Source organism: Gilvimarinus algae (assembly GCF_030518215.1).
GTDB classification, from domain to species: domain Bacteria; phylum Pseudomonadota; class Gammaproteobacteria; order Pseudomonadales; family Cellvibrionaceae; genus Gilvimarinus; species Gilvimarinus algae.
In genome coordinates this window covers 116136-137360 of record NZ_JAULRT010000052.1, presented here as the reverse complement: position 1 = coordinate 137360, position 21225 = coordinate 116136, and the positions used below count along the sequence as shown (strand labels likewise).

At 58.1% G+C, this 21225-nt stretch carries 26 protein-coding genes; 6 read left to right on the top strand and 20 right to left on the bottom strand.

Features of this window, described 5'->3' with window-relative positions; translation table 11 throughout:
- Positions 1-9 precede the first annotated feature (9 nt).
- From ureC to QWI16_RS08045, 4 genes are read right to left on the bottom strand one after another with little or no spacing between them, the layout of a single operon-like run.
- A complete protein-coding gene (ureC, locus tag QWI16_RS08060; RefSeq protein WP_302712287.1) occupies positions 10-1713 on the bottom strand; it encodes an urease subunit alpha in 1704 nt (567 codons plus the stop codon).
- Between the two features lies 1 nt (position 1714).
- Positions 1715-2020 carry an urease subunit beta gene (locus QWI16_RS08055; protein ID WP_302712286.1) on the bottom strand — a complete coding sequence of 102 codons (306 nt, stop codon included), beginning with the start codon at positions 2018-2020 and terminating at the stop codon, positions 1715-1717.
- Positions 2021-2029: 9 nt separating this feature from the next.
- On the bottom strand, positions 2030-2332 hold the full coding sequence (ureA, locus tag QWI16_RS08050; protein WP_302712285.1) for an urease subunit gamma: 303 nt from the start codon (positions 2330-2332) through the stop codon (positions 2030-2032).
- Between the two features lie 16 nt (positions 2333-2348).
- Positions 2349-3284 carry an urease accessory protein UreD gene (locus QWI16_RS08045; protein WP_302712284.1) on the bottom strand — a complete coding sequence of 312 codons (936 nt, stop codon included), beginning with the start codon at positions 3282-3284 and terminating at the stop codon, positions 2349-2351.
- Between the two features lie 317 nt (positions 3285-3601).
- Here QWI16_RS08045 and ppnN point away from each other — a divergent pair, with 317 nt between their 5' ends.
- The gene (ppnN, locus tag QWI16_RS08040; protein WP_302712283.1) at positions 3602-5017 is read left to right on the top strand and encodes a nucleotide 5'-monophosphate nucleosidase PpnN; all 1416 of its coding nucleotides are present in this window, start codon (positions 3602-3604) and stop codon (positions 5015-5017) included.
- A gap of 499 nt (positions 5018-5516) precedes the next feature.
- Here the strand turns inward: ppnN and QWI16_RS08035 are convergent, their stop codons facing one another.
- The 14 genes from QWI16_RS08035 to QWI16_RS07970 all read right to left on the bottom strand — a co-directional run bounded on the left by QWI16_RS08035 (position 5517) and on the right by QWI16_RS07970 (position 16216).
- A complete protein-coding gene (locus tag QWI16_RS08035) occupies positions 5517-6320 on the bottom strand; it encodes a YbgF trimerization domain-containing protein (RefSeq protein WP_302712282.1) in 804 nt (267 codons plus the stop codon).
- A gap of 13 nt (positions 6321-6333) precedes the next feature.
- Positions 6334-6843: a peptidoglycan-associated lipoprotein Pal gene (gene pal, locus QWI16_RS08030; RefSeq protein WP_302712281.1), complete on the bottom strand. Its 510-nt coding sequence runs from the start codon at positions 6841-6843 to the stop codon at positions 6334-6336.
- A 45-nt stretch (positions 6844-6888) separates the two neighbouring features.
- Positions 6889-8178 carry a Tol-Pal system beta propeller repeat protein TolB gene (tolB, locus tag QWI16_RS08025; RefSeq protein ID WP_302713159.1) on the bottom strand — a complete coding sequence of 430 codons (1290 nt, stop codon included), beginning with the start codon at positions 8176-8178 and terminating at the stop codon, positions 6889-6891.
- The gene (gene tolA, locus QWI16_RS08020; RefSeq protein ID WP_302712280.1) at positions 8172-8966 is read right to left on the bottom strand and encodes a cell envelope integrity protein TolA; all 795 of its coding nucleotides are present in this window, start codon (positions 8964-8966) and stop codon (positions 8172-8174) included. The genes tolB and tolA overlap by 7 nt, the downstream gene beginning before the upstream one ends.
- A gap of 16 nt (positions 8967-8982) precedes the next feature.
- The gene (tolR, locus tag QWI16_RS08015) at positions 8983-9411 is read right to left on the bottom strand and encodes a protein TolR (RefSeq protein ID WP_302712279.1); all 429 of its coding nucleotides are present in this window, start codon (positions 9409-9411) and stop codon (positions 8983-8985) included.
- Positions 9412-9438: 27 nt separating this feature from the next.
- The gene (gene tolQ, locus QWI16_RS08010) at positions 9439-10140 is read right to left on the bottom strand and encodes a protein TolQ (protein ID WP_302712278.1); all 702 of its coding nucleotides are present in this window, start codon (positions 10138-10140) and stop codon (positions 9439-9441) included.
- Positions 10141-10146: 6 nt separating this feature from the next.
- Complete coding sequence (gene ybgC, locus QWI16_RS08005) at positions 10147-10569, bottom strand: tol-pal system-associated acyl-CoA thioesterase (RefSeq protein WP_302712277.1); 423 nt, start codon at positions 10567-10569, stop codon at positions 10147-10149.
- A complete protein-coding gene (gene ruvB / locus QWI16_RS08000; protein WP_302712276.1) occupies positions 10566-11588 on the bottom strand; it encodes a Holliday junction branch migration DNA helicase RuvB in 1023 nt (340 codons plus the stop codon). The genes ybgC and ruvB overlap by 4 nt, the downstream gene beginning before the upstream one ends.
- 3 nt (positions 11589-11591) lie before the next feature.
- Positions 11592-12197, bottom strand: a complete 606-nt coding sequence (gene ruvA, locus QWI16_RS07995; RefSeq protein WP_302712275.1) for a Holliday junction branch migration protein RuvA — start codon at positions 12195-12197, stop codon at positions 11592-11594.
- 34 nt (positions 12198-12231) lie between these two features.
- Positions 12232-12750, bottom strand: coding sequence for a crossover junction endodeoxyribonuclease RuvC (ruvC, locus tag QWI16_RS07990; protein ID WP_302712274.1), 519 nt, complete (start codon positions 12748-12750; stop codon positions 12232-12234).
- Between the two features lie 66 nt (positions 12751-12816).
- The gene (locus tag QWI16_RS07985) at positions 12817-13563 is read right to left on the bottom strand and encodes a YebC/PmpR family DNA-binding transcriptional regulator (protein WP_302712273.1); all 747 of its coding nucleotides are present in this window, start codon (positions 13561-13563) and stop codon (positions 12817-12819) included.
- 70 nt (positions 13564-13633) lie between these two features.
- Complete coding sequence (aspS, locus tag QWI16_RS07980; RefSeq protein WP_302712271.1) at positions 13634-15418, bottom strand: aspartate--tRNA ligase; 1785 nt, start codon at positions 15416-15418, stop codon at positions 13634-13636.
- Between the two features lie 42 nt (positions 15419-15460).
- Positions 15461-15730 carry an FmdB family zinc ribbon protein gene (locus QWI16_RS07975; protein ID WP_302712270.1) on the bottom strand — a complete coding sequence of 90 codons (270 nt, stop codon included), beginning with the start codon at positions 15728-15730 and terminating at the stop codon, positions 15461-15463.
- A 177-nt stretch (positions 15731-15907) separates the two neighbouring features.
- Positions 15908-16216 (bottom strand): Rieske (2Fe-2S) protein, encoded by a 309-nt coding sequence (locus tag QWI16_RS07970; protein WP_302712269.1) that lies wholly within the window; start codon positions 16214-16216, stop codon positions 15908-15910.
- A 141-nt stretch (positions 16217-16357) separates the two neighbouring features.
- Here QWI16_RS07970 and QWI16_RS07965 point away from each other — a divergent pair, with 141 nt between their 5' ends.
- Entirely contained in the window at positions 16358-17653 is a 1296-nt protein-coding gene (locus tag QWI16_RS07965; protein ID WP_302712268.1) for a flavohemoglobin expression-modulating QEGLA motif protein, read from the top strand.
- A 20-nt stretch (positions 17654-17673) separates the two neighbouring features.
- Positions 17674-18039: a hypothetical protein gene (locus QWI16_RS07960; protein WP_302712267.1), complete on the top strand. Its 366-nt coding sequence runs from the start codon at positions 17674-17676 to the stop codon at positions 18037-18039.
- Here the strand turns inward: QWI16_RS07960 and QWI16_RS07955 are convergent.
- Together QWI16_RS07955 and QWI16_RS07950 are read right to left on the bottom strand one after the other, a co-directional pair.
- A complete protein-coding gene (locus QWI16_RS07955) occupies positions 18024-19280 on the bottom strand; it encodes a valine--pyruvate transaminase (protein WP_302712266.1) in 1257 nt (418 codons plus the stop codon). The genes QWI16_RS07960 and QWI16_RS07955 overlap by 16 nt on opposite strands.
- A 16-nt stretch (positions 19281-19296) precedes the next feature.
- Entirely contained in the window at positions 19297-19662 is a 366-nt protein-coding gene (locus tag QWI16_RS07950; RefSeq protein WP_302712265.1) for a response regulator, read from the bottom strand.
- Positions 19663-19848: 186 nt separating this feature from the next.
- Here QWI16_RS07950 and arsC point away from each other — a divergent pair, with 186 nt between their 5' ends.
- Genes arsC through QWI16_RS07935 form a run of 3 tightly spaced genes read left to right on the top strand, consistent with a single transcriptional unit; the run spans position 19849 to position 21209 of the window.
- The gene (gene arsC / locus QWI16_RS07945) at positions 19849-20187 is read left to right on the top strand and encodes an arsenate reductase (glutaredoxin) (RefSeq protein WP_302712264.1); all 339 of its coding nucleotides are present in this window, start codon (positions 19849-19851) and stop codon (positions 20185-20187) included.
- A complete protein-coding gene (gene wrbA / locus QWI16_RS07940) occupies positions 20184-20792 on the top strand; it encodes an NAD(P)H:quinone oxidoreductase (protein ID WP_302712263.1) in 609 nt (202 codons plus the stop codon). Before arsC ends, wrbA begins: the two co-directional genes overlap by 4 nt.
- A 3-nt stretch (positions 20793-20795) precedes the next feature.
- Complete coding sequence (locus QWI16_RS07935) at positions 20796-21209, top strand: DUF2069 domain-containing protein (RefSeq protein ID WP_302712262.1); 414 nt, start codon at positions 20796-20798, stop codon at positions 21207-21209.
- Positions 21210-21225: the final 16 nt, after the last annotated feature.

Below are 21225 nucleotides of genomic sequence, written 5' to 3'. Positions count from 1 at the left end.
TCCGCCTCGTTAAAACAAGCTGTATCGTTGCGCGAGCGGCAGCACATGCGCCGGCTCGCAGGTCAACAACTGGCCGTCCGCACGCACCTCATAGGTTTGCGGATCGACCTCCATGTGCGGCTGATAGTCGTTGAGCACCATGCTCGCTTTGGTCACCTTGCGGCACCCTGCTACCCCCACCAAACGCCGCTCCAATTCAAGCGAGCCACGTATTCCGGCCTCTATCGAGGCCTGGCTGACAAAGCTGACCGACGTCGCCGTACAGGACTTCCCGTAAGCACCAAACATGGGGCGGTAATGCACAGGCTGTGGCGTTGGAATCGAGGCGTTCGGGTCGCCCATAGGTGCGGCGGCAATGGCACCGCCTTTGATTATCAGCGAGGGCTTAATCCCAAAAAACGCCGGTTTCCAGAGCACCAGGTCCGCCAGCTTGCCGACCTCAATTGAGCCGACCTCGTGGGCAATGCCGTGGGCAATGGCCGGGTTGATGGTGTACTTTGCCAGATACCTTTTGGCCCGGAAGTTATCGGCACTGGAGGTTTCCCACTCCAAGGTACCGCGCTGTTCGCGCATTTTGTGAGCGGTCTGCCAGGTGCGGCATATGACTTCTCCTACCCGCCCCATGGCCTGGGAATCGGAACTTATCATGGAGAAGGCACCCAGGTCGTGCAGAATGTCCTCTGCCGCAATGGTTTCTTTGCGGATACGCGAGTCGGCAAAAGCGACATCTTCGGGAATGTTCGGATCCAGGTGATGGCAGACCATCAACATGTCCAGGTGCTCATCGATGGTATTGACCGTGTAGGGTCGGGTCGGATTGGTCGACGAGGGCAGGACATTGGGCAAACCGCACGCCTTGATGATATCCGGCGCGTGACCACCGCCCGCGCCCTCGGTGTGATAAGTGTGGATGGTGCGCCCATCAAAGGCGGCAATGGTGTCTTCGACAAAACCCGATTCATTCAGCGTGTCGGTGTGAATCGCCACCTGTACGTCGTACTTTTCTGCGACATTCAAACAGTTGTTGATCGAGGCAGGGGTTGTGCCCCAGTCCTCGTGCAGTTTTAGTCCGAGCGCACCGGCGGCAATTTGCTCCTCGAGCGCCAGCGGCAAACTGGCGTTGCCCTTGCCGAGAAAACCGAGATTCATCGGAAAACTCTCAGCCGCCTGAAGCATGCGTGCCAGATGCCAGGGACCGGGGGTACAGGTCGTCGCATTGGTGCCAGTGGCCGGGCCGGTTCCGCCACCAATCATGGTGGTGATACCGCTCATTAACGCCTCTTCTATCTGCTGTGGGCAGATAAAGTGTATATGTGCGTCTATGCCGCCGGCGGTCAGTATCTGGCCTTCACCGGCGATCACTTCCGTGCCGGGACCAATCATTATCTCCACACCCGGTTGGATATCGGGATTGCCCGCTTTGCCGATGGCAGCGATGCGACCGTTTTTGAGCGCCACATCGGCCTTGATCACGCCCCAGTAGTCGAGAATCAACGCATTGGTGATAACGGTGTCGGGGGTGTCGGCGCAACTGGCCTGAGACTGACCCATACCGTCACGAATCACTTTACCGCCGCCGAATTTCACCTCTTCGCCATAAATGGTGTAGTCCTTCTCCACCTCCAGCCAAAGCGATGTATCCGCCAGGCGCACTTTGTCGCCGGTGGTGGGGCCGAACATGTCGGCGTAAGCGCTTCTGTCGATGACCGCCATCTTATAACTCCCCCATGACATCGCCACGAAAACCGTATACGGTTTTCTTGCCTGACAGTTCCACCAACTCAACTTCTCTCTCTTGGCCGGGCTCAAAGCGCACCGCTGTACCGGCTGCAATGTTCAGGCGAAAACCGCGGGCGCGGGCGCGGTCAAATCGAAGCGCCGGGTTAGCTTCGTAGAAGTGATAGTGGGAACCGACTTGCACCGGCCGGTCACCGGTGTTGGCGACTGTGATCTGCACCACTTCACGCCCGGCGTTGAGCACATGCTCACCGGCTTTAATGTCGTATTCTCCTGGAATCACGGCTGCCTCCTAGACAATAGGGTTATGGACAGTCACCAGTTTGGTGCCATCCGGAAAGGTCGCTTCCACCTGAACCTCGTGTAACATCTCGGCGATGCCGTCCATCACATCCTCACGCCGGAGGATCTGCCGGCCATAATCCATCAGCTCGGCCACGGTTCTACCATCGCGCGCGCCCTCCATAATTTCGGCGCTGATAAGAGCCACCGATTCGGGGTAATTGAGTTTGACACCGCGCGCTTTGCGCCTTTCTGCCAGCAAAGCGGCGGTAAACAACAGCAACTTATCCTTATCTCTCGGGCTTAATTCCACCTTGCTCCCCCTATTCTTAAGTGTTCCAAATTCTTGGCCAAACCGCCTCTCGAGCACACAGTGCCGGTCGAATCCGGGACCAAATATCGCTAAAACCTTGACGACACTGCGCCGCACTCTGGCCAAGATAACGGGCAATAAACAACCCCTGCTTCTGGGTAATGCCCCACTGAGGCGAACCCCCAGGGTAGCGCTCAGCGAGCATTTGCAGCAGGTCATCCACCGCATCGCGCGATTGCTCGACACTGGCAACCAAGGTGCCAAAGCTGCCGCACCCCTGCAGTCCCCAAGGTGCGCTCATCATGGCGTCGCCACCAGCGATGCGGTTTCTTTCAATCAGGCGCGGCTGCCCATCAATTGTCACCTCGAGGGTTTGCCATACCTGTCCCTGAGAAAAGCGCTCGCCACTGGCTGGCCGCCCGAGGCAGACGATATCCCACAGGCAAAAACGAGCACTGCCGTGTGCCTCGACACGAGTGGTCAGGCGCGCGTTGGCACCATCAAAGACAATCGTTTCCTGAGGCAGCCACTCAAGCAGACTGTCGTCATCGAGCGACAGATCCACCCTCTGGCACTGGGCTGTGGTTTGGTCGCTGTGCTTGAGCCCCAACAGGGAATAGACCTTGCCCGCCGATGGGGTGGTCACCAGGGTGCGCGAGCCCTTGTTGGCACATAAGTCAATCTGGAGCTCGTCCCCAACCACCAAGCCCCCCGGGGGATGCAGCAGGTACACATGGGCCAGGTCACCCTCCGGGTAAAACGGCCGCTGTATTCGCAAAGGCCCGTGATGACGCGCGCGGGTCACGCAGCTGCGCCCGCCCCTGTGGGCAAACTCAAGATGGAGTCGGGCTGGCCAGCGCCGAGCGATCTGCACAGCTCGGGTATCGGGCTTGGTAGAGAGCGCCACCTCGGAGGCAGCTGTGCCTGGGGGCACGGATTCTGTATCGTACAACGGCTGGCTCTTTGGCATTAGGCTTGGCATTCGGGGCTCAAAAGCGCCCCGAAAAGGCGCATATTTTGTTTGGTTTATCCAGTTAGAGAACAAGAAGCGTGCCAAGGGTCAGGTGGCATAAAGCCCCTTATTTCCTGCCCCCCTTGGTCAAACCTGGCCATAGCCGGCGCTCACGAAGGCACCACAAAAGGGCATCATGCTCCCAAGCGGAAAATATCGCACCACATTGATGCAGCACTCATGGCAAAATTGACACACAGAACAACAAGCTATTGCGTTACACTCAAAGTATGTTTCAGTCGCAGTAAGAGAAGCTTATGGCACAGAGTCAGCAACCCTATCAACACACCCATCATGAAGCCGGCAGTTACCACACCATAGACGCGGTTATTTCACCCCAGAACCAGCTGAACATCCTGTCAAAAACCGAGGTCGCCAAACTTCTCGATGCCAGTCAAAGTGGCCTCTACAAGTTGTTTCGCAGCTGCGCGCTGGCAGTGCTCAATTGCGGAAACTCACTCGACGACGGCAAGGAGCTGCTCGAACGCTACCCGGATTTCGCCATTCGAATTATTCAGGAAGAGCGAGGCATTAAACTGGACGTCAAGGGCGCACCCGCCAGTGCTTTTGTTGATGGGCAAATGATTCGCGGCATCAGTGAACACCTGTTCGCCGTGCTACGTGATGTTATTTTTGCCAGCGGCGAAAAACGCCTGACGGCCGGCCTCGACACCCTGAGCCCGGAAACCACCACCGACGTGGTGTTCCATATGCTGCGCAATGCCGACATCATACGCCCGAAAATCGATCCGAATATTGTCGTCTGCTGGGGAGGCCACTCGATCAGCATGGGTGAGTACGACTACACCAAAAAAGTCGGTTATCAGATGGGCCTTAGAGGGCTGGACATCTGTACCGGCTGCGGCCCGGGCGCCATGAAAGGCCCAATGAAAGGCGCCACTATCGGCCACGCGAAACAGCGCCTGGGGGTCAGGCGCTACATTGGTATTACAGAGCCCGGTATTATCGCCGCCGAGGCGCCCAATCCCATCGTCAATGAATTGGCCATTATGCCCGACATCGAAAAGCGCCTGGAGGCCTTCGTCCGCGCAGGCCACGGCATTGTGGTTTTCCCGGGCGGAGCGGGCACGGCTGAAGAAATACTCTATTTGCTGGGCATTTTGCTGCACCCGGATAATGCCGAGCTGCCCTTCCCGCTTGTGTTTACCGGCCCTGCCTCGGCAGCCGATTATTTTCGCCAAATTGACCAGTTCATTGGGGTTACATTGGGTGCGGAGGCACAGAAGCGCTACCAGATTATTATGGACGACCCCGAAGCCGTAGCCCTGGCCATGACCAAGGGTATTGCCGAGGTCAGAGCTTTCCGCAAGCGGACCGATGACGCCTACTATTTTAACTGGCAGCTGAAAGTCTCCCCTGACTTCCAGCAGCCCTTTGCCCCCACTCATGAGAATATGCGCAACCTGGTGATCAACCACGAGCTGCCGCGTCACCATCTGGCGGCGAATTTGCGCCGCGCCTTCTCCGGCATAGTGGCAGGTAATGTGAAAGACGAGGGCATCAGAGCCATCGAGCGCGACGGACTGTTCGAAATTTGCGGTGAGCCGAGCATTATGCAGCCAGTGGACGAGCTGCTCAGCGCCTTCCGCGATCAGGGCCGCATGAAGCTGCCGGGAAGTCGCTATACCCCTTGCTACCGGATTATTCACTAACCCTGCGTTGGCGCCTTACCCTTGTGTGTAGGATATGTCGCACAAGAAGTCGCGCCAATGACGCCTTTTCGTTTCCTTACACTTAACGGATACTAAGCATCACAGGGACGTTACACGGATGACTAAGGGCCAGGAAGGTTCACAGGATGTCTCTGCCACGGAGTGGCCAGGAACAAAGCAACAAGCACCAGGGAAGACAGAGGACAGTCACGTCGGACAGGAGCGCCGAAACAACCACGACAGGGGTTTAGGGACACTCTGGCAGGATGCCCGGCCAAGGGGATGGGTCGATACTCTCAAACGGATAGGGAAACGTTCAACAACAGGGTCCACAGTGTGGGCCTTTTTTTTAGGCCCAAAATACGAAGACGCCACCCAAACGCTTAACCCCACAGCCGCCGGAGACTTGGGCTGGGCAAAGGAGCGTTCAAAACGCAAGAAGCAGGCGTTGGCGCTTATCACCTATCGAGCCGTCGGCCGATCCGCAAAGCGCCAGGGCTCAGAAGTTTTCTTTCAGGTACTGATCAGCGAGACGTGAGGCGTCGGCATTGCTGGAGGCGACGATACTCAAGAGCTCTTTGGCACGAGCGTCATTCCCCTGCAGGTGGTACACCTTACCCAGTTTAAACTGCGCATCAGGCACCTTGCGATTATCCGGGAACTCTGCCAAAAGGTCGCCAAACCACTGCTGCGCAGCGGGCAAGTCGTTTTTCAGCAAATAGATCTCTCCCAACCAGTAATAGCTGTTACCGGCGTACTCGCCTCTGGGGAAACGGGCCAGGTGGTCTTTAAACGCGGCAATCGAAGCATCCACCTGTCGCTGCTTGAGCAAGTCGTAGGCAGCGCCATAGACATCCGCCTCGCTGCGACCATCGGCAGCCAGAGGCACTTGAGGGGCCGTGTCAGTTGCACTGGGTGCGGTCACGGGGGTGCTCTGCGCGGATAAATCGGGTTCGGTGCCGGCGGGTGGTAGGGAATAAGCAGGCGCTGAGCTGAAGGAACCACCAGTGGTCAAAGCGCTGACGCGACGATCGAGATCCAGATAATCATCGAGCCGCTGCTGCTTCAGACGCTTGATTTCAAAGGCCTGCTCTTCGACCATGCCACGCAGATTCATCACTTCCTGCTGCAGGGTCTGCAACTGGTAAAAAAGCTCTGCCTGTTGATTAGCATTCGGGCTCTGGCCAGCATTCGCCGAAGGGCGAGCCGCCTGAGGTGAGGAATCAATCACCTGCACCTGAGCCTGGACACTGCTTGTGAAAGCGGCCGCAATTGCGGCCGCCAACATCAGGGGTTTATTCATCCCTAAACTCTTATTAGTAGTCGATTTCTACGCGACGGTTCTTGCTCCAGGAGGACTCGCCGCTGCCCAGCGCCAGCGGACGCTCTTCACCGTAGCTGATCACTTCCAGATTAGAACGGTTTACGCCTTGCAGCACCAGGAAGTCGCGAACGGCGTTGGCACGACGCTCACCCAGAGCCATGTTGTACTCGCGTGAACCGCGCTCATCGGCGTGGCCTTCCAGGCGAACAGAGGTGTTGGTGCCACGCAGTTGTTCGGCGTGGGCCAGCAGCAGTGAACGCGCTTCCGGCAAGAGAACGGCCTGATCGAAGTCGAAGTAAATCACAGTCTCCAGCTCTTCCATACCCTCTTCAGAACCATCGCTGGAACCGAGAGAACCACCATTCGCAGTGCCGGTGTTGACACCACCGTTGGCACCTGCATCAGCATCTGAATCGGTTTTGGTGTCAGTGCTGGAACAGCCCGCGAGGAACGCCATGACGAACACAAAACTCAGACCCTGTTTCATTGCTTTAGTAATCATGATTAACTCCGATCAAGTTGTTGATTTTTTGAGCAAACTGCAACTTTAATTAAAAAATGGCGACCAAGCAGGTTCTCTCACATCTCCCTGCTTGGATGGTAAACGATACTTGGTGCCCGCATCGAGTGAGACCGCGGCCAGTATACCCTTTCCCCCAAACCGTGTCGCGTACAGCAACATAGCTCCATTAGGCGCTATAGTAGGCGATTCATCAAGGTTTGTCTCTGTGAGAATACGCAAAGTCCCCGTTGTGAGATCCTGTGCCGCGATGTGGAACACGCCATCGCGTTGATGCACCATCACCAGGGTTTTGCCGTCCAGAGAGACTCGCCCGCGAGCGTTGTACTCGCCCTCAAAGGTTAAGCGTTCCACCCGCCCGCTGGCAAGTGTCACTTTATAAATTTGTGGCTTGCCCCCGCGATTTGAGGTAAAAACCACGCCTTTGCCATCGGCTGTCCAGCTGGGCTCGGTATCAATAGCGTAGTGGTTGGTAATCCGGGTGAACTGACGCGTGCGCAAATCCAGGGTATAGATCTCCGGGTTGCCATCTTTGGACAGCACCATAGCCATCTGCCGACCGTCCGGCGAGAAGGCCGGCGCGCCGTTCAAACCGGTAAAGTCCGTCAGCTGCTCGCGCTGCCCCGTCGCGAGGCTCTGCAGAAAAATCGCAGGCCGGGTGGTTTCAAAAGAAACATAGGCCACCTGGCGACCATCCGGCGACCAGGTCGGCGACAGCAGTGGCTGATCCGATTCCAGCAACATGCGCGGGCGGGCGCCATCGGCGTCGGACAACATCAGGCGGAAACGATCCTGAGTGCCGGTGTTCTGAAACGCCTCGACGTAAAGGATCTGGGTGGCGAAAGCGCCGGGAATGCCCGTGATTTTCTCGTAGACCTTGTCGGATATATGATGGGCCACATCGCGCAACTGGCCGGCACCGCCATCGACCTGGCCGGCACTGATTACTTTGCGCTGTCCAAGCACATCATACAAATGATAGGTCACATAGTAGCGACCACCGCGCTCCTCGATATCACCGATCAGGAGAAACTCTGTGCCCATAATGCGCCAATCCCGATAGAACACATCCGAGTCCTTACTCGGAAAGGACAGCATGCTGGTACGCGCTACCGGGTCAAACTGGCCGCTGCGCTGGAGGTTGGCAGCGATAATCGCACTGACATCCTCGGGCAGCGGCGTGGAGCCGTTCCAGCCCATGGGCACGACGGCAATGCGGGTTGGGTTATCCACCCCTTGGGTAATTTCAATGGTCAGCTGAGCGTGGGCTACCGACACAAAACAGCACAACAACAGGGCTACTAGTTTTCTCACAATCGCAAATCCTTGGGATTAAACACCAGTTTCAGTTGACGAAAATTTCTCTCAAACAGCTCCGGCGGCATCTGCTGCAGCTCGGTAAATCGATCGACGCGGCGCACCGCCTGCTCTGCCGAGCGATCAAAGGCGGCATTACCACTGCTTTTGACAACAGTCACATTGACCACCTGCCCGGTGGGCACCAACTGTATCAGCAGCTCCACCTGCATGCCACGCCGCGCCGACGGCGGGCGACTCCAGTTTTGCTCAATGCGCGACGAAATCATATTGACATAGCTCTGGGTCTGGGCCGCTGCCAGCTCGGCTTGACGCTGCTGCTCCTCTTTGCGCATGGCCTCTTCCAGACGCTGCTGGGCGACCCGCTCCTGGCGCTCGCGTTCGGCCTGCTGCCGTGCGGCCTCCTCGGCGCGCCGCTCTGCCTCCAGTTGCTGCTGCTTTTTGCGCTCAGCTTCGCGTTTTTTCTCCGCCTCTCGCGCTTTGCGCTCCTGCTCGGCGCGCTGTTGCTTGCGGGCGGCCTCCTCGCGGGCCTTCTTTTCGGCGGCGGCGCGCTGGGCTTCCAGCTCACGCTTTTTGGTCAAATCAATGACGTTGGTTTTCTGCTGCGCCGGCTCCTGAGTATCCTGCGCCTTGAGCTCGACAAGGGTCGCCTCCACGTAGCGCGGCTTGAACACCCGAGGCTCCGGGTCGGAGGTGGACTCCCAGCCAATAGTGACCGCCAGCACCAACAGAGTGTGCAAGCTGACACTGATAATAATCGGGGCGGTGTAGAGACTGCGCCAGTTCATAAATGCATCGATGACCTTATTTCGGTGGGTCTGTTACCAGCCCCACCGAGGGTGCGCCCGCATTTTGCAGCTCGGTCATTAAACCGACCACCACACCGTAGCTGACATCGCGATCGCCCCACACCAACACAGGCGTCTCGGGCTTCTCGCCGAGCACCTTGCTCACCATCGCGGTGATCTGCTCTAACGGCTTGCTTTGCTTGGGTTCGCCACCGAGCTCTATGTAGTACTGGCCACTCTTATTCACACTGACAATCAGCGGCTCGTCTTCTTTATTGTCAATGGGCGCCGAGGGCGCCTGGGGCAAATCCACCTGCACACCCTGCATCAACATGGGCGCAGTCACCATAAAGACCACGAGTAAAACCAACATCACGTCGATATAGGGCACGACGTTGATCTCTGCCATGGGCTTTTTCTTGATCTTGGGGCCAAAAGCTGCCATTGCGTTACCTGCTTAAGTCGCGAGCGATCAGGACGATACCTGCTTACTGTGCACCTGACGGTGCAAAATGGCCGAAAACTCTTCGGCAAACGTCTGGTAATGATTTTCCATGGCCTCGGCTCTGGCCGAGTAGCGGTTGTAGGCGAGAACGGCCGGAATGGCGGCAAACAGCCCCATGGCCGTGGCCACCAGTGCTTCGGAAATCCCGGGCGCCACTGTCGCCAACGTGGCCTGGTGAACATTCGCCAGGCCGCGGAAGGAGTTCATAATGCCCCAGACGGTGCCAAACAGACCGATATAGGGACTGACCGAAGCCACACTGGCGAGAAATGGCAGATTTGCCTCGAGCTTTTCCTCTTCGCGGGCCAGAGCGACGCGCATGGCGCGCTGACAGCCTTCCATGACCGCGTCGGAGTCGGCGCTGCTTTGCGAGCGCAGGCGCATGAACTCTTTGAAGCCCGCACGAAAAATATTCTCTACGCCGTCGACGGCGTGCTTGCCGGTCTTGCCGTTGCTCTGGCGGTACAGCTGATTCAGATCAATACCCGACCAAAACTGCTTCTCAAAGGCGAGAAACTTGGCCCGGGCCTGACGCTGGTAAATGCCCCGCTGGATGATCATCACCCAGGAGACCACCGATGCCAAAAACAAAATGGCCATCACCAGCTGTACCAGAAGGCTGGCGTTGGCAATCAGCCCCCAAATCGATAGAGAGTGTTCATTCGGCATAGAGACTCAACTCTTGTCAGTGATTGTGCAATCGGCCAGTTGCTCGCGCATCGCTGCGGGCATGGCACAGGGTTTCATGGTGTCGGGCAGAACACAGGCTACGCGGATTAGACCCTCGCAGAGCAATTCGTTCCCCCGCAACACTCTCTGACAAAACACCACGTTGGTACGTGCCAGAGCGTGAACTTCCGTTGTGACCCGGAGCAGATCGTCCAGCCGGGCGGGCTTTTTATAAGACACCTGCGCGCTGTGAACCACCAACAACTGGCCATCATCCAGAATTGCCGGCTTATCATAACCGTATTGGCGCAAAAATTCTGTGCGCGAGCGCTCCATAAACTTGAGGTAATTGACGTAGTAGACAATGCCGCCGGCGTCGGTGTCCTCGATATAAACGCGAACGGGCAGCGCAAAGGTCTCTGCGCTCACGAGGGATCCCTAAGCCGCTCGGGCAAGACCGCGCCAAAGTGCTCGTAGGCCAGTGCCGTCAAAACCCGGCCGCGGGGCGTGCGAGAAATAAAGCCCTGCTGGATCAAGTAGGGTTCAATGACATCCTCGATGGTGCCACGCTCCTCGCTGATGGCGGCGGCCAGAGAGTCGATACCCACCGGGCCACCGGTAAAGTTATCCATCATGGCCACCAGCAGGCGCCTGTCCATATGGTCGAGACCGCGCACATCGACGTTGAGCATATTCAGGGCGCGATCGGCCACCTCTGAGCTGACCCGGCCGTCGGCCTTTATCTGGGCAAAATCGCGCACCCGGCGCAGCAAGCGGTTGGCAATTCGCGGTGTACCCCGCGAGCGCTTGGCGATCTCACGGGCGCCCTGCTCGTCCATTTCCACCCCCAGAAGGCGAGCGGAGCGGCTGACAATGTGCGTCAAATCGGCGATGTTGTAAAACTCAAGGCGCTGGACAATGCCGAAGCGATCGCGCAGCGGCGAGGTCAGCAGGCCCGCCCGGGTCGTCGCACCTACCAGGGTAAAGGGCGGCAAATCCAGCTTGATCGAGCGTGCCGCCGGGCCTTCACCAATGACAATGTCCAGCTGAAAATCTTCCATCGCCGGGTAGAGAATTTCTTCCACCACAGGGCTCAGACGGTGAATTTCATCGATGAACAGAACATCGCCGGGCTCGAGATTGGTCATCAGGGCCGCCAGGTCGCCGGCTTTTTCCAACACCGGCCCCGAGGTGCTCTTGAGCGCCACCCCCATTTCCTGAGCGATGATGTTCGCCAAAGTGGTCTTGCCGAGGCCCGGCGGACCAAACACCAAAGTGTGGTCCAGAGCTTCCTGCCGATGCCGAGCCGCCTGGATAAAAATCTCCATCTGCTCGCACACGGCAGGCTGGCCGACATATTCGGCCAGCGACTTGGGGCGGATCGCGCGGTCGAGCTGCTCCTCACGCCCCGCCGGTTCCGGTGTGATTAATCGATCCGTTTCAATCATGGCTTAACCCGCTATCTTTTTCAGCGCGAGACGGATCAACTCCTGTGCGCTGGCCCCGGGCTGCTGCTTGGCCGCCTGGGCCACCATGCGGCTCGCCTCTGTAGGCTTGTAACCCAGGGCAATCAGCGCACTCTCCGCCTCGTCCTCCTGCGCCGCCGGCGGCGGTGTCGGCTGAGCCGGATTGAGCAGGTCCGTCGGTGCCTGAGTCGGCGCCAGTTTATCGCGCAGTTCAATCACCAGCCGCTCGGCGGTTTTTTTACCCACCCCGGGCACCTTGACCAGCGCTGAGACATTATCCTCGTGCACGCAGCGCGCCACATCGCTGGCGTCCATTCCCGACAAGATGGCCACCGCCATTTTCGGGCCGACACCGTTGACCTTGATGAGGGTGCGAAACAAATCCCGATCCGAGCGCCGGGCAAAACCGAACAACTGGTGGGCGGTTTCACTGACGGCTAAGTGGGTAAAAAGGGTAACGTCCTGCTCGATGTCGGGCAGTGCGTAAAAGGTGGTCATGGGCGCCTGCAATTCGTAGCCCACCCCCTGCACATCCAACAGTAAAAAGGGGGCTTGTTTTTCCAGCAGTGTGCCGCGCAATCGTCCAATCATGTTTCGGTGATATATGCCTTAAACCAATGGCCCTTTATACCACACGCCCACGGCGAAAGCTTCGCGCCCGGGCGAGTTTTAACAAATGTTGCTGAGAGTTTACATGGCACAGGGCAATGGCCAAGGCATCGGCGGCGTCCTCCTGCGGGTCACCCGGTAGCGCGAGCAAGGTCTTTACCATGTGCTGCACTTGACGCTTATCGGCCGCACCCGTGCCGGTAATGGCCTGCTTAACTTTGCGCGCCTCATACTCTGCTACGGGGAGATTCTGGTTCACCGCCGCGACAATCGCCGCCCCCCTCGCCTGCCCAAGCTTGAGCGCCGAGCCGGCGCTCTTGGCCATAAACACTTGTTCGATGGCGAACTCCTGCGGGCGATACTGCTCAATCAGCTCAGTGACGCTGTCGAAAATAAGCTTCAGACGATCGGGAAAGGGCAGTTCGGGAATGCGGATCACCCCGCTGGTCACATACTCAACGCGCGCACCCATAGCATTGACAATACCAAAGCCTGTTTTGCGCGAGCCCGGGTCAATACCCATTACTAGTGCCATGGCAGACAAACTCTCAATCTGGAAGACTCCAGTGTCGCAGGAAAAGCCCGACGAGCAAAGGGAAGCTTATTGGCCAAGCTGCTCCAGCACTTCATCGGGAATGTCCGCATTGCTGTAGACGTTCTGCACATCGTCCAGGTCCTCCAGCATATCCACCAGGGCCATGATTTTCTCAGCCCCTTCAAGATCGAGCTCAACGGTGGTGGCCGGCTTCATGGTGACCTGGGCGGACTCAGGAGTAAAGCCCGCCTCAATAAGCGACTGCTTTACCTCATAGTAGTCTTCAAAGGCCGTTTCAATCTCTTTGCTGCCGTCGCTGTGGGTGATCAATTCCTCGGCACCGGCTTCCAGCGCCGCCTCAAGCAGCGTATCTTCTTTGATGTCCGCGGCAAACATCAACTGGCCGATGCGGGAGAACAAATAGGCCACGGAGCCGTCGGTGCCAAGGTTGCCACCGCGCTTACTGAACGCGTGGCGCACCTCGGCGACGGTGCGGTTTTTATTGTCCGTCATGCACTCGACAAGCACGGCGACGCCGCCGACGCCGTAACCTTCGTAGGTGCACTCCTCGTAGCTTTCACCTTCGGCGTTGCCCGCACCGCGGGCAACCGCTTTATCGATGGTGTCTTTTTTCATGTTAGCGCCTAGCGCCTTGTCGATCGCCGCGCGCAGGCGCGGGTTGTCATCCGGGTTATCGCCGCCTTTGGCGGCGACCGTAAGCTCGCGGATGATCTTGCCAAACACTTTGCCGCGCTTGGCGTCCTGCGCCGCTTTGCGGTGCTTAATGTTTGCCCATTTACTGTGGCCAGCCATAATCGACTCCGCTATTGTCTCGCACAAACGAAAACGGCCGGGCAAGCCCGGCCGTTTTGCCCGATAAGGACTACTCGGCTTTCTCTTTCTGTTCTTTCTGACGCAAGCGGATGTGCAACTCGCGCAGCTGGGCCGCATCCACAGCGCCCGGTGCGTCGGTCATTACACAGGCGGCGCTTTGCGTTTTCGGGAAGGCAATCACATCGCGAATTGAGCTGGCACCGGTCATCAGCATAATCAACCGGTCCAGACCAAAGGCCAGGCCGCCGTGCGGTGGGGCACCGTATTTCAGTGCGTCGAGCAAGAAACCGAATTTCTCGCGCTGCTCTTCACTGCCAATACCCAAGAGATCAAAAACGGCCTGCTGCATAGACTGATCATGGATACGAACAGATCCACCGCCAAGCTCTGTACCGTTGAGCACCATATCGTAGGCGCGCGACAGGGCCGTGGCTGGATTATCACGCAACTCCTGCGGCGAGCACGATGGCGCAGTAAACGGATGGTGCAGCGCCTGAAGCGAGCCGTCGTCGCCTTGCTCAAACATAGGGAAGTCCACTACCCACAGGGGCGCCCACTCACAGGTGTACAGGTTGAGATCTTCGCCGAGCTTGCAGCGCAGCGCACCCAGCGCCTCGCTGACCACAGTGGCGTTATCCGCACCGAAGAAAATCAAATCGCCATTGACCGCTTCCAGGCGCTCAAGAATGGCTTTGCGCACGGTATTGGGCAGAAACTTCACGATCGGTGACTGCAACCCTTCTTCCACATCGGTCACGTCGTTGACTTTGATGTAAGCCAGACCCTTGGCACCGTAGATACCGACGAACTTGGTGTAATCGTCGATCTGCTTGCGGGTCAGCTTATCATTGCCGCCAGGCACTTTCAGGGCCGTCACACGGCCTTTGGGGTCTTGCGCCGGACCGGAGAACACCTTGAACTCCACCTCGCCCATCAAGTCCTTAACGTCCACCAGTTCCAGCGGAATCCGCAAATCAGGCTTGTCCGAGCCGTACTTGGCCATGGCAGTGGCGTAATCCATCCGCGGGAATTCGCCCAGATCCACCTGCAGCAAATCATTAAACAGCTTTTTAATCATACCCTCGGTAATCGACATGATGCCCTGCTCGTCCATAAACGAGGTTTCAATATCGATCTGGGTAAATTCGGGCTGACGATCAGCGCGCAAGTCTTCATCGCGAAAACACTTGGCAATCTGGTAATAGCGATCAAAACCCGAGACCATAAGCAACTGCTTAAACAGCTGAGGCGACTGGGGCAGCGCAAAGAACTTGTTTTCATGGGTGCGAGAAGGCACCAGGTAATCGCGGGCTCCCTCGGGGGTGGCGCGGGTGAGAATCGGCGTCTCAATGTCGAGAAAACCGTTTTCATCCAGGTAGTTGCGAATAGCAATGGTCACCTTAGAGCGAAACTGCAGGCTTTTCTGCATGTCGGCGCGGCGCAGGTCCAGATAACGGTACTTAAGCCGCACATCCTCACCGACGCTGGAGTGCTCGGACAGCGGGAAAGGAATGGTCTCGGCCTCGTTAAGAATCTCAAGCGCCGTGCCGTAGACTTCAATCTCGCCGGTGGCCATATTCGGGTTGACGGTAGCGGCATCACGGGCACGCACTTTACCGGTCACTTTGAGAACGTACTCGCCACGGACCTTATCCGCCAGGGCAAAGTTCTCCTTGGCGTCCGGATCGAACACCACCTGGACAATACCCCCGCGGTCACGCAGATCGATAAAAATCACCCCACCGTGGTCGCGGCGACGATCGACCCAACCGCAGAGGGTGACTTCACGGTCGATATAAGAGGCATTCAGAGCGCCACAGTAATCACTGCGCATAATTCTATTCCCGTCTGTTTTGCTGTTTGGGCAGAGCCCGGGTTAACTGGCCGGCGCTGCCGGTGTGGATTCTGTCTTCTTGCCAGCATCGGCCTTGGCCGGGCCGTCCCCGGCAATGTTCTTCTTACTGCCCGCCTTAAAATCGGTCTCGTACCAGCCACCGCCCTTAAGGCGGAAACCGGCTGCCGAAATCTTCTTTACCAGAGCCGAATCCTGGCAGGCAGGACAATCAGTCAGGGGCGCATCGCTGAGTTTTTGCAATGCTTCCAGCTCATGGCCACAGGCCTCACAACGGTATTCATAGATAGGCATAGCTTTATCTCCACAGTAAACCTACCGACAAACAACGCATCCAGACATGCCTGGCTGCTAAAAAAGGGCGCAATTATACCTCAGTGGCGGCCGCTGAGAAACCGCATAAAGACCCGCAAACTGGCCAATACGCGTGCGGCGGCGGAAGTGAGCAAACACCGGCAGGGCAAATGTCACCTAGGGCTGCTCAATGCCTAGCGTGTTGCCCTCATAGACTAGGGGATAAAAAGTCAGACCGGGGCAATCGGGGGCATTCAACGCCCGCCCCGAGCCGAGAGAAAACTCGATACCGTGCGCCGGGCAGCGCAGTAAATCGCCGGCCACGCTGGCCCGGCTGAGAGGCGCCTGGCGATGGGGACACTGATTGGCCAGCAGATAGACCCGCCCCTGTTCTTGCAGCAAAAGCAGCTCGCGCCCACCGAGCCGAACAAGCTGACGGTAGCCATCGTAGAGTTCATGCAGACGCACGAGTGCGATATAAGCCATGGCGCCTACTATGCCGCAAGAGCGCTGGGATGAAAAGCGACTCAGACTGCAGACAGGCGGCGCCCGCGCAGCTACACTGCCACCGAGTAGCAGCCGGAGATTCCCGGCATTCCGTGTCAGCAGTCAGGCGAGTGCCGAGCCATGCCCAATTCACAAACCCAAGCTTACCTGGAACGCGTTAAGACCCTGTCAGATCAGCTGGTCGCCCTGCAACGCCCCATTCGCATTCTCGATGCCATCAAGTGGCCCGCCGGCGTACAGGAAGCTTTTCTTGAAAGCGACGGCAAGCGATTACCGGCGGTGAACCGGGATTACTACGAGCACATGCCCCTGCCCTTCGACCGCCACCGGCTGGCGGAAGCTTTCTCGCAATTGGTCGGGGAAATTAACCGGCAGCTTGGCCCATCAGACGCGCTCGGCGGTATTTTGCGTAACACCGCCGAACAGTACCGTCAGGTGCTGGCCATGCTCGGCTGCCGGGGCACCCTCGACTTTGGCAGCTACAGCCGCCAACTTTACGGCTCACCGGCCAATACCATTGCCGGCGACAACAAAACCCTGCTGGAGCTCGGCCAGGATTTGTGCCAGGTCTTTAGCCTGCCTACCGCCGACCACCTGCTGCCGCCGGGCGGCAGAACCCTGGACGCCGAGCACGCCGTGCACTATTTAACCAACCGCATGGACGAGTACTTCGGCCCCGGCAAGGTGCGGGTTGAGCTGAGCGACGACATCGTCTCCGACGCCGCGGCCGGGGGCGACTGCATCAAAGTGAACAGCCGCGCCCTGTTCACCGCTCAGGATTTGAACGTCCTCGAAGTGCACGAAGGTTGGGTGCACATTGGCACAACACTCAACGGTCGCTCGCAACCCTGGGCCACCTGGTTAAGTGTCGGCTCGCCGCGCATCACCGCCATACAGGAAGGCATGGCGGTACTGATGGAAACCCTGACGTTCAGCTCTTTTCCGCGCCGGGCGCAAAAAGTCAGTGACCGGGTGGTGGCGGTGGATATGGCCGAACAGGGCGCGGATTTTATCGAGGTCTACCGCTACTTTCGCGAGCGCGGCGACAGCGAACTGGACAGCTACCGAGTGGCACAGAGAGTCTTTCGTGGCGCCCCACTCACAGGGGGTGCGGCTTTCACCAAAGACATCAGCTACGTCAAAGGCTTTGTCGAAAACGTCAGTTTTATTCGCAGCGCCATCGTCTGCGGCACACCCGAGATCATTCCCATGCTCTATCTCGGCAAGCTGACCCTGGAGGACATCCCTGTGCTCTATCAGCACTATCAGGAGGGACACATCGCTGGGCCAACGTATTTGCCCCCCATGTTTAAAAACTTGGCTGGGCTCTATGTCTGGTTCGGGTTTTCCAGTAGTATCGCCGGCCTCGATAATGTGCGAGTGCGCAAGCACTTTGCCCGTCTACTGGGAGCCTGACAGGAGCGCCACCACACGCTATGAGCCGCTACTTTGACATTGTGCTTTGCGGAACCGGCATTTACTTTGACAATCTGGGGGAGCAACCCGTCATCGGTTTTTTAACGGCGCGCCGCGTTGCCGCGCTTAACCCCGAAGACGCGCTCCGCCGGGCGCGCCATCAAATCCTGGTGCACTGGAATCAAAGCTATAACGCCGAGCGCAAGCTGGGTGTCCCCAAGCTTGAGTGCGTCAGCGCCAACGAAATCAAACGCTGGATTCACCGGCACCCCAATGAAGACTATTTTTTCTTTGACACCCCCGAGCGCAAGCAGGAACACCTGGCCGGCATCCACGACAGCGCCCGCCCCTGGTACCGCTTGAGCCGCGTTCAGCCGCCCGCGTAAGCACGCGCGAGCTCATCGGCCAGCACTGAAAGTGCGCTGGCGATGACCTCAGTGCTCTGTGCGTAGCTGATACGCAAACACTCGTAGCGATGATCCCAGGGCGCATCCAAACCGGGGAAAAAGTGCTCCCCGGCAATCATCAACACGCCCCGCGCCTTGAGCCGCTGATAGAGGGCCTCACTGGAGATGGGCAAGCCCTGAAACCAAAGCCAGAGAAAAATCGCGCCTTCCGGCTGGTGAATCCGGTAGGGCAAACCCGCCAGGGTACGCTCAATCAGTGCCAGGGTCTCCTGGCAGCGAGCCTGGTAAAAAGGCGCCACCTTCTGCCTCCCGAGCGCCAGCAGCTGTTCGCTGGCCAACAATTGGCCTGCGATCGCCGGGCCGACATTGCCGGCGGCGAGGCTGAGCACGGTATTGGCCTGGGCAAACGTCTGGATCAAAGGCTCGCTGGCAATCACAATGGCAGTGCGCACGCCGGGCAAGCCGAGTTTGGAGAGGCTGAGCACCAAAACCGTATTGTCGTTCCAATGAGACCGCGCCTGAGTAAACACTATTCCGGGAAACGGTAGGCCATAGGCACCATCGATAATCAGGGGCACGCCAGCGTCCCGGGCGCGGGCATCGAGTGCGGCAAGTTCATCATCGGTGATCACATTGCCGGTCGGGTTTGTGGGGCGCGAAACACACAGAGCGCCGCAGTCGGGCGCTATGGCGAAGCGCTCGAGATCGACGTGATATTTGAAAAAGTGCTCGCCGAGCAATTCTATCTCCGGCCGGGTAGCACGGTAGAAGTCCCCGCCGAGACCGAGCTCGGAATAACCCAAATACTCGGGCACCAGTGGCAACTGGATATGCCTCTGGCCGCCCTCTGCCATCTCCCCGGCCAAAAGATTGAAAAGCACAAAAAATGCCGACTGACTGCCATTGGCAAACGCGATATTGCTCGCCCGCAAAGGCCAGTCATATTCTCGCGCGAGATGAGCGGCCAGCTCGGTGCGCAGCGCCAGATCACCCGCCGGCGACTGGTAGACCCCGAGCATCTGCCAAGCGCGCTCCGGCTCGGCGAGCACGTCAGTCAGGGCCTGCCTGAGCGCGGCCTCGACGGCGGGAATCCGTGCGGGGTTGCCTCCACCGAGAAACAACATGTCCGGGTTGTCACGCAGCGCAGACCCAAGGTCATCCATCAACGAGACAATACCCGATCCGGCGCTTAAGGTTTCACCAAAGCGGGACAGGCGCATAAGGCAAGCTTAGCAATCAGATAAGGCCGAATTTGCGCAGGGTTTCCTGCAATTTTTCGGCATTGATGGGTTTTTGAATAAAGTCGATGGCACCTAGACTGGTCACCCGCTCGCGGGCATCGGGCTGGATGTCGCCGGAAATCACGATCACGACGCTTTTGAGTTGCTCGCGCTGAATGGTTTCGAGGACATGATAACCGTCCATTTCCGGCATGGTCAGATCGAGAAACACCATTTCACCCCGCCCTGCGCGGATGGCGTCCAGGGCCTCCACGCCATTGCTGGCAAAGCTGATGTCCACTTCCCAGGTATCCGGAAGCGCGCGCGCCACCTGATTGCGCGCCATTTTCGAGTCATCACAAATTAACAGCGGTGTACTCATGAACTGGCTGAAATCCGTACGTAAAGTCAATTAGGGCCATTATAGACAAGGCGGCCGGGCCAACTCCAAGACAATAAACGGTTTTTAACAATGGCGCCAGTATCAATATCGTTGCGCGGGGTGCGCTTAACCCACCCGTGCCGCTATAATCGGGGCGTTTTGCCCAATTGATTCAGGAAGTACTGCATGCAGATTTATCACAATCCCCGCTGTTCCAAGTCGCGCCAGGCGCTGGCGCTGCTGCATGAGCGGGGCATTGAACCAGAGATCATCAAATATCTCGATACGCCCCCCACCACCGGCGAACTCAAGGCCATACTGCAAAAGCTCAACATGACCGCACGGCAGCTACTGCGCCGAGGTGAGCCGCTCTACAGCGAGCTGGAGTTGGACAGAGAGCTGTCTGAAGAGGCCCTGATAGAGCTTATGTGCAACCATCCCAAGCTGATAGAACGTCCTATTGTCATCACCTCAAAGAGCGCCCGTGTGGGCCGCCCCCCGGAAAACGTACTGGAGCTGCTGTGAACCCACCCCTACCCTATGTGCTGGTGCTCTATTACAGCCGCACCGGCACCACCCAGGCCCTGGCGCAGGAAATTGCGCGGGGTGTCGAGCAGGCGGGCGACATCGAAGCCCGGCTGAGAACCGTAGCGCCGGTCTCACCGGATACCGAGTCCAGCCTGTCAGCGGTGCCCGACAGCGGCGCCGTCTATTGCACCAAAGACGATTTACGCCACTGCGCCGCCCTAATGCTGGGCAGCCCCACCCGTTTTGGCAATATGGCCGCTCCCCTGAAGTACTTTCTCGACACCACCAGCGACCTCTGGCTGGGTGGTGACCTGATCGGCAAACCGGCCGGTGTTTTCAGCAGCACCGGGAGCTTGCATGGGGGCCAGGAAACCACCTTGCTGAGCATGATGCTGCCGCTGCTGCATCAGGGCATGCTCATCAGCGGCATTCCCTACAGCGAAGCGGGGCTCAACCTCACCCGCACGGGCGGTACGCCCTATGGCGCCACACACTGGGCGAGTGACGACAGCGCCGCTCAGGGGCCGGATGACATCGAAAAGCAATTGTGCCAGGCGCAGGGCAAACGCATTGCCCTGTTGGCAAAAAAATTAATGGGGTAGCTCTTGAAAACGCCGCAGTACACCACCGACGACATCGTCCCACTGGAGCGCCGCTACCACAGAGCCCGTGCACTGAGCGCTTTTGCCATTATCGCGCTCTGCGTTCTGTTTTGCTGGGCCAACCTCACCGAGGCCACTGGTAGCTGGGTGAGACTCGCTGTGCAAACCCTGCCTTTGGCGCTGTTCTTGCCGGGCATATGGCGCGATCACCACCGAACCTACAGCTGGCTATGTTTTGTCGTGCTCTTTTATTTTACCGCACTGGTCGTAGCCGCCATGGGCCCGCAAAGCCACTGGACCGATTATCTGGGTGTCACCCTCTCGGTAGTGCTTTTTTGCACGGCGATGATGGCGAGCCGCTGGTGTCAGCACGCGCGCCTGGCGCGTGATCAGAATGCTTCAATCACCCAACACTGACCGAAAGGATACCTAT

What these genes read in the sequence shown, in the direction of transcription:
- ureC (WP_302712287.1), bottom strand. Translation starts at nt 1,713, where the DNA reads ATGGCGGTCATCGACAGAAGCGCTTACGCCGACATGTTCGGCCCCACC.
- ppnN (WP_302712283.1), top strand. Translation starts at nt 3,602, where the DNA reads ATGGCACAGAGTCAGCAACCCTATCAACACACCCATCATGAAGCCGGC.
- QWI16_RS08035 (WP_302712282.1), bottom strand. Translation starts at nt 6,320, where the DNA reads ATGAATAAACCCCTGATGTTGGCGGCCGCAATTGCGGCCGCTTTCACA.
- pal (WP_302712281.1), bottom strand. Translation starts at nt 6,843, where the DNA reads ATGATTACTAAAGCAATGAAACAGGGTCTGAGTTTTGTGTTCGTCATG.
- tolA (WP_302712280.1), bottom strand. Translation starts at nt 8,966, where the DNA reads ATGAACTGGCGCAGTCTCTACACCGCCCCGATTATTATCAGTGTCAGC.
- tolR (WP_302712279.1), bottom strand. Translation starts at nt 9,411, where the DNA reads ATGGCAGCTTTTGGCCCCAAGATCAAGAAAAAGCCCATGGCAGAGATC.
- tolQ (WP_302712278.1), bottom strand. Translation starts at nt 10,140, where the DNA reads ATGCCGAATGAACACTCTCTATCGATTTGGGGGCTGATTGCCAACGCC.
- ruvB (WP_302712276.1), bottom strand. Translation starts at nt 11,588, where the DNA reads ATGATTGAAACGGATCGATTAATCACACCGGAACCGGCGGGGCGTGAG.
- ruvA (WP_302712275.1), bottom strand. Translation starts at nt 12,197, where the DNA reads ATGATTGGACGATTGCGCGGCACACTGCTGGAAAAACAAGCCCCCTTT.
- ruvC (WP_302712274.1), bottom strand. Translation starts at nt 12,750, where the DNA reads ATGGCACTAGTAATGGGTATTGACCCGGGCTCGCGCAAAACAGGCTTT.
- QWI16_RS07985 (WP_302712273.1), bottom strand. Translation starts at nt 13,563, where the DNA reads ATGGCTGGCCACAGTAAATGGGCAAACATTAAGCACCGCAAAGCGGCG.
- aspS (WP_302712271.1), bottom strand. Translation starts at nt 15,418, where the DNA reads ATGCGCAGTGATTACTGTGGCGCTCTGAATGCCTCTTATATCGACCGT.
- QWI16_RS07975 (WP_302712270.1), bottom strand. Translation starts at nt 15,730, where the DNA reads ATGCCTATCTATGAATACCGTTGTGAGGCCTGTGGCCATGAGCTGGAA.
- QWI16_RS07970 (WP_302712269.1), bottom strand. Translation starts at nt 16,216, where the DNA reads ATGGCTTATATCGCACTCGTGCGTCTGCATGAACTCTACGATGGCTAC.
- QWI16_RS07965 (WP_302712268.1), top strand. Translation starts at nt 16,358, where the DNA reads ATGCCCAATTCACAAACCCAAGCTTACCTGGAACGCGTTAAGACCCTG.
- QWI16_RS07960 (WP_302712267.1), top strand. Translation starts at nt 17,674, where the DNA reads ATGAGCCGCTACTTTGACATTGTGCTTTGCGGAACCGGCATTTACTTT.
- QWI16_RS07955 (WP_302712266.1), bottom strand. Translation starts at nt 19,280, where the DNA reads ATGCGCCTGTCCCGCTTTGGTGAAACCTTAAGCGCCGGATCGGGTATT.
- QWI16_RS07950 (WP_302712265.1), bottom strand. Translation starts at nt 19,662, where the DNA reads ATGAGTACACCGCTGTTAATTTGTGATGACTCGAAAATGGCGCGCAAT.
- arsC (WP_302712264.1), top strand. Translation starts at nt 19,849, where the DNA reads ATGCAGATTTATCACAATCCCCGCTGTTCCAAGTCGCGCCAGGCGCTG.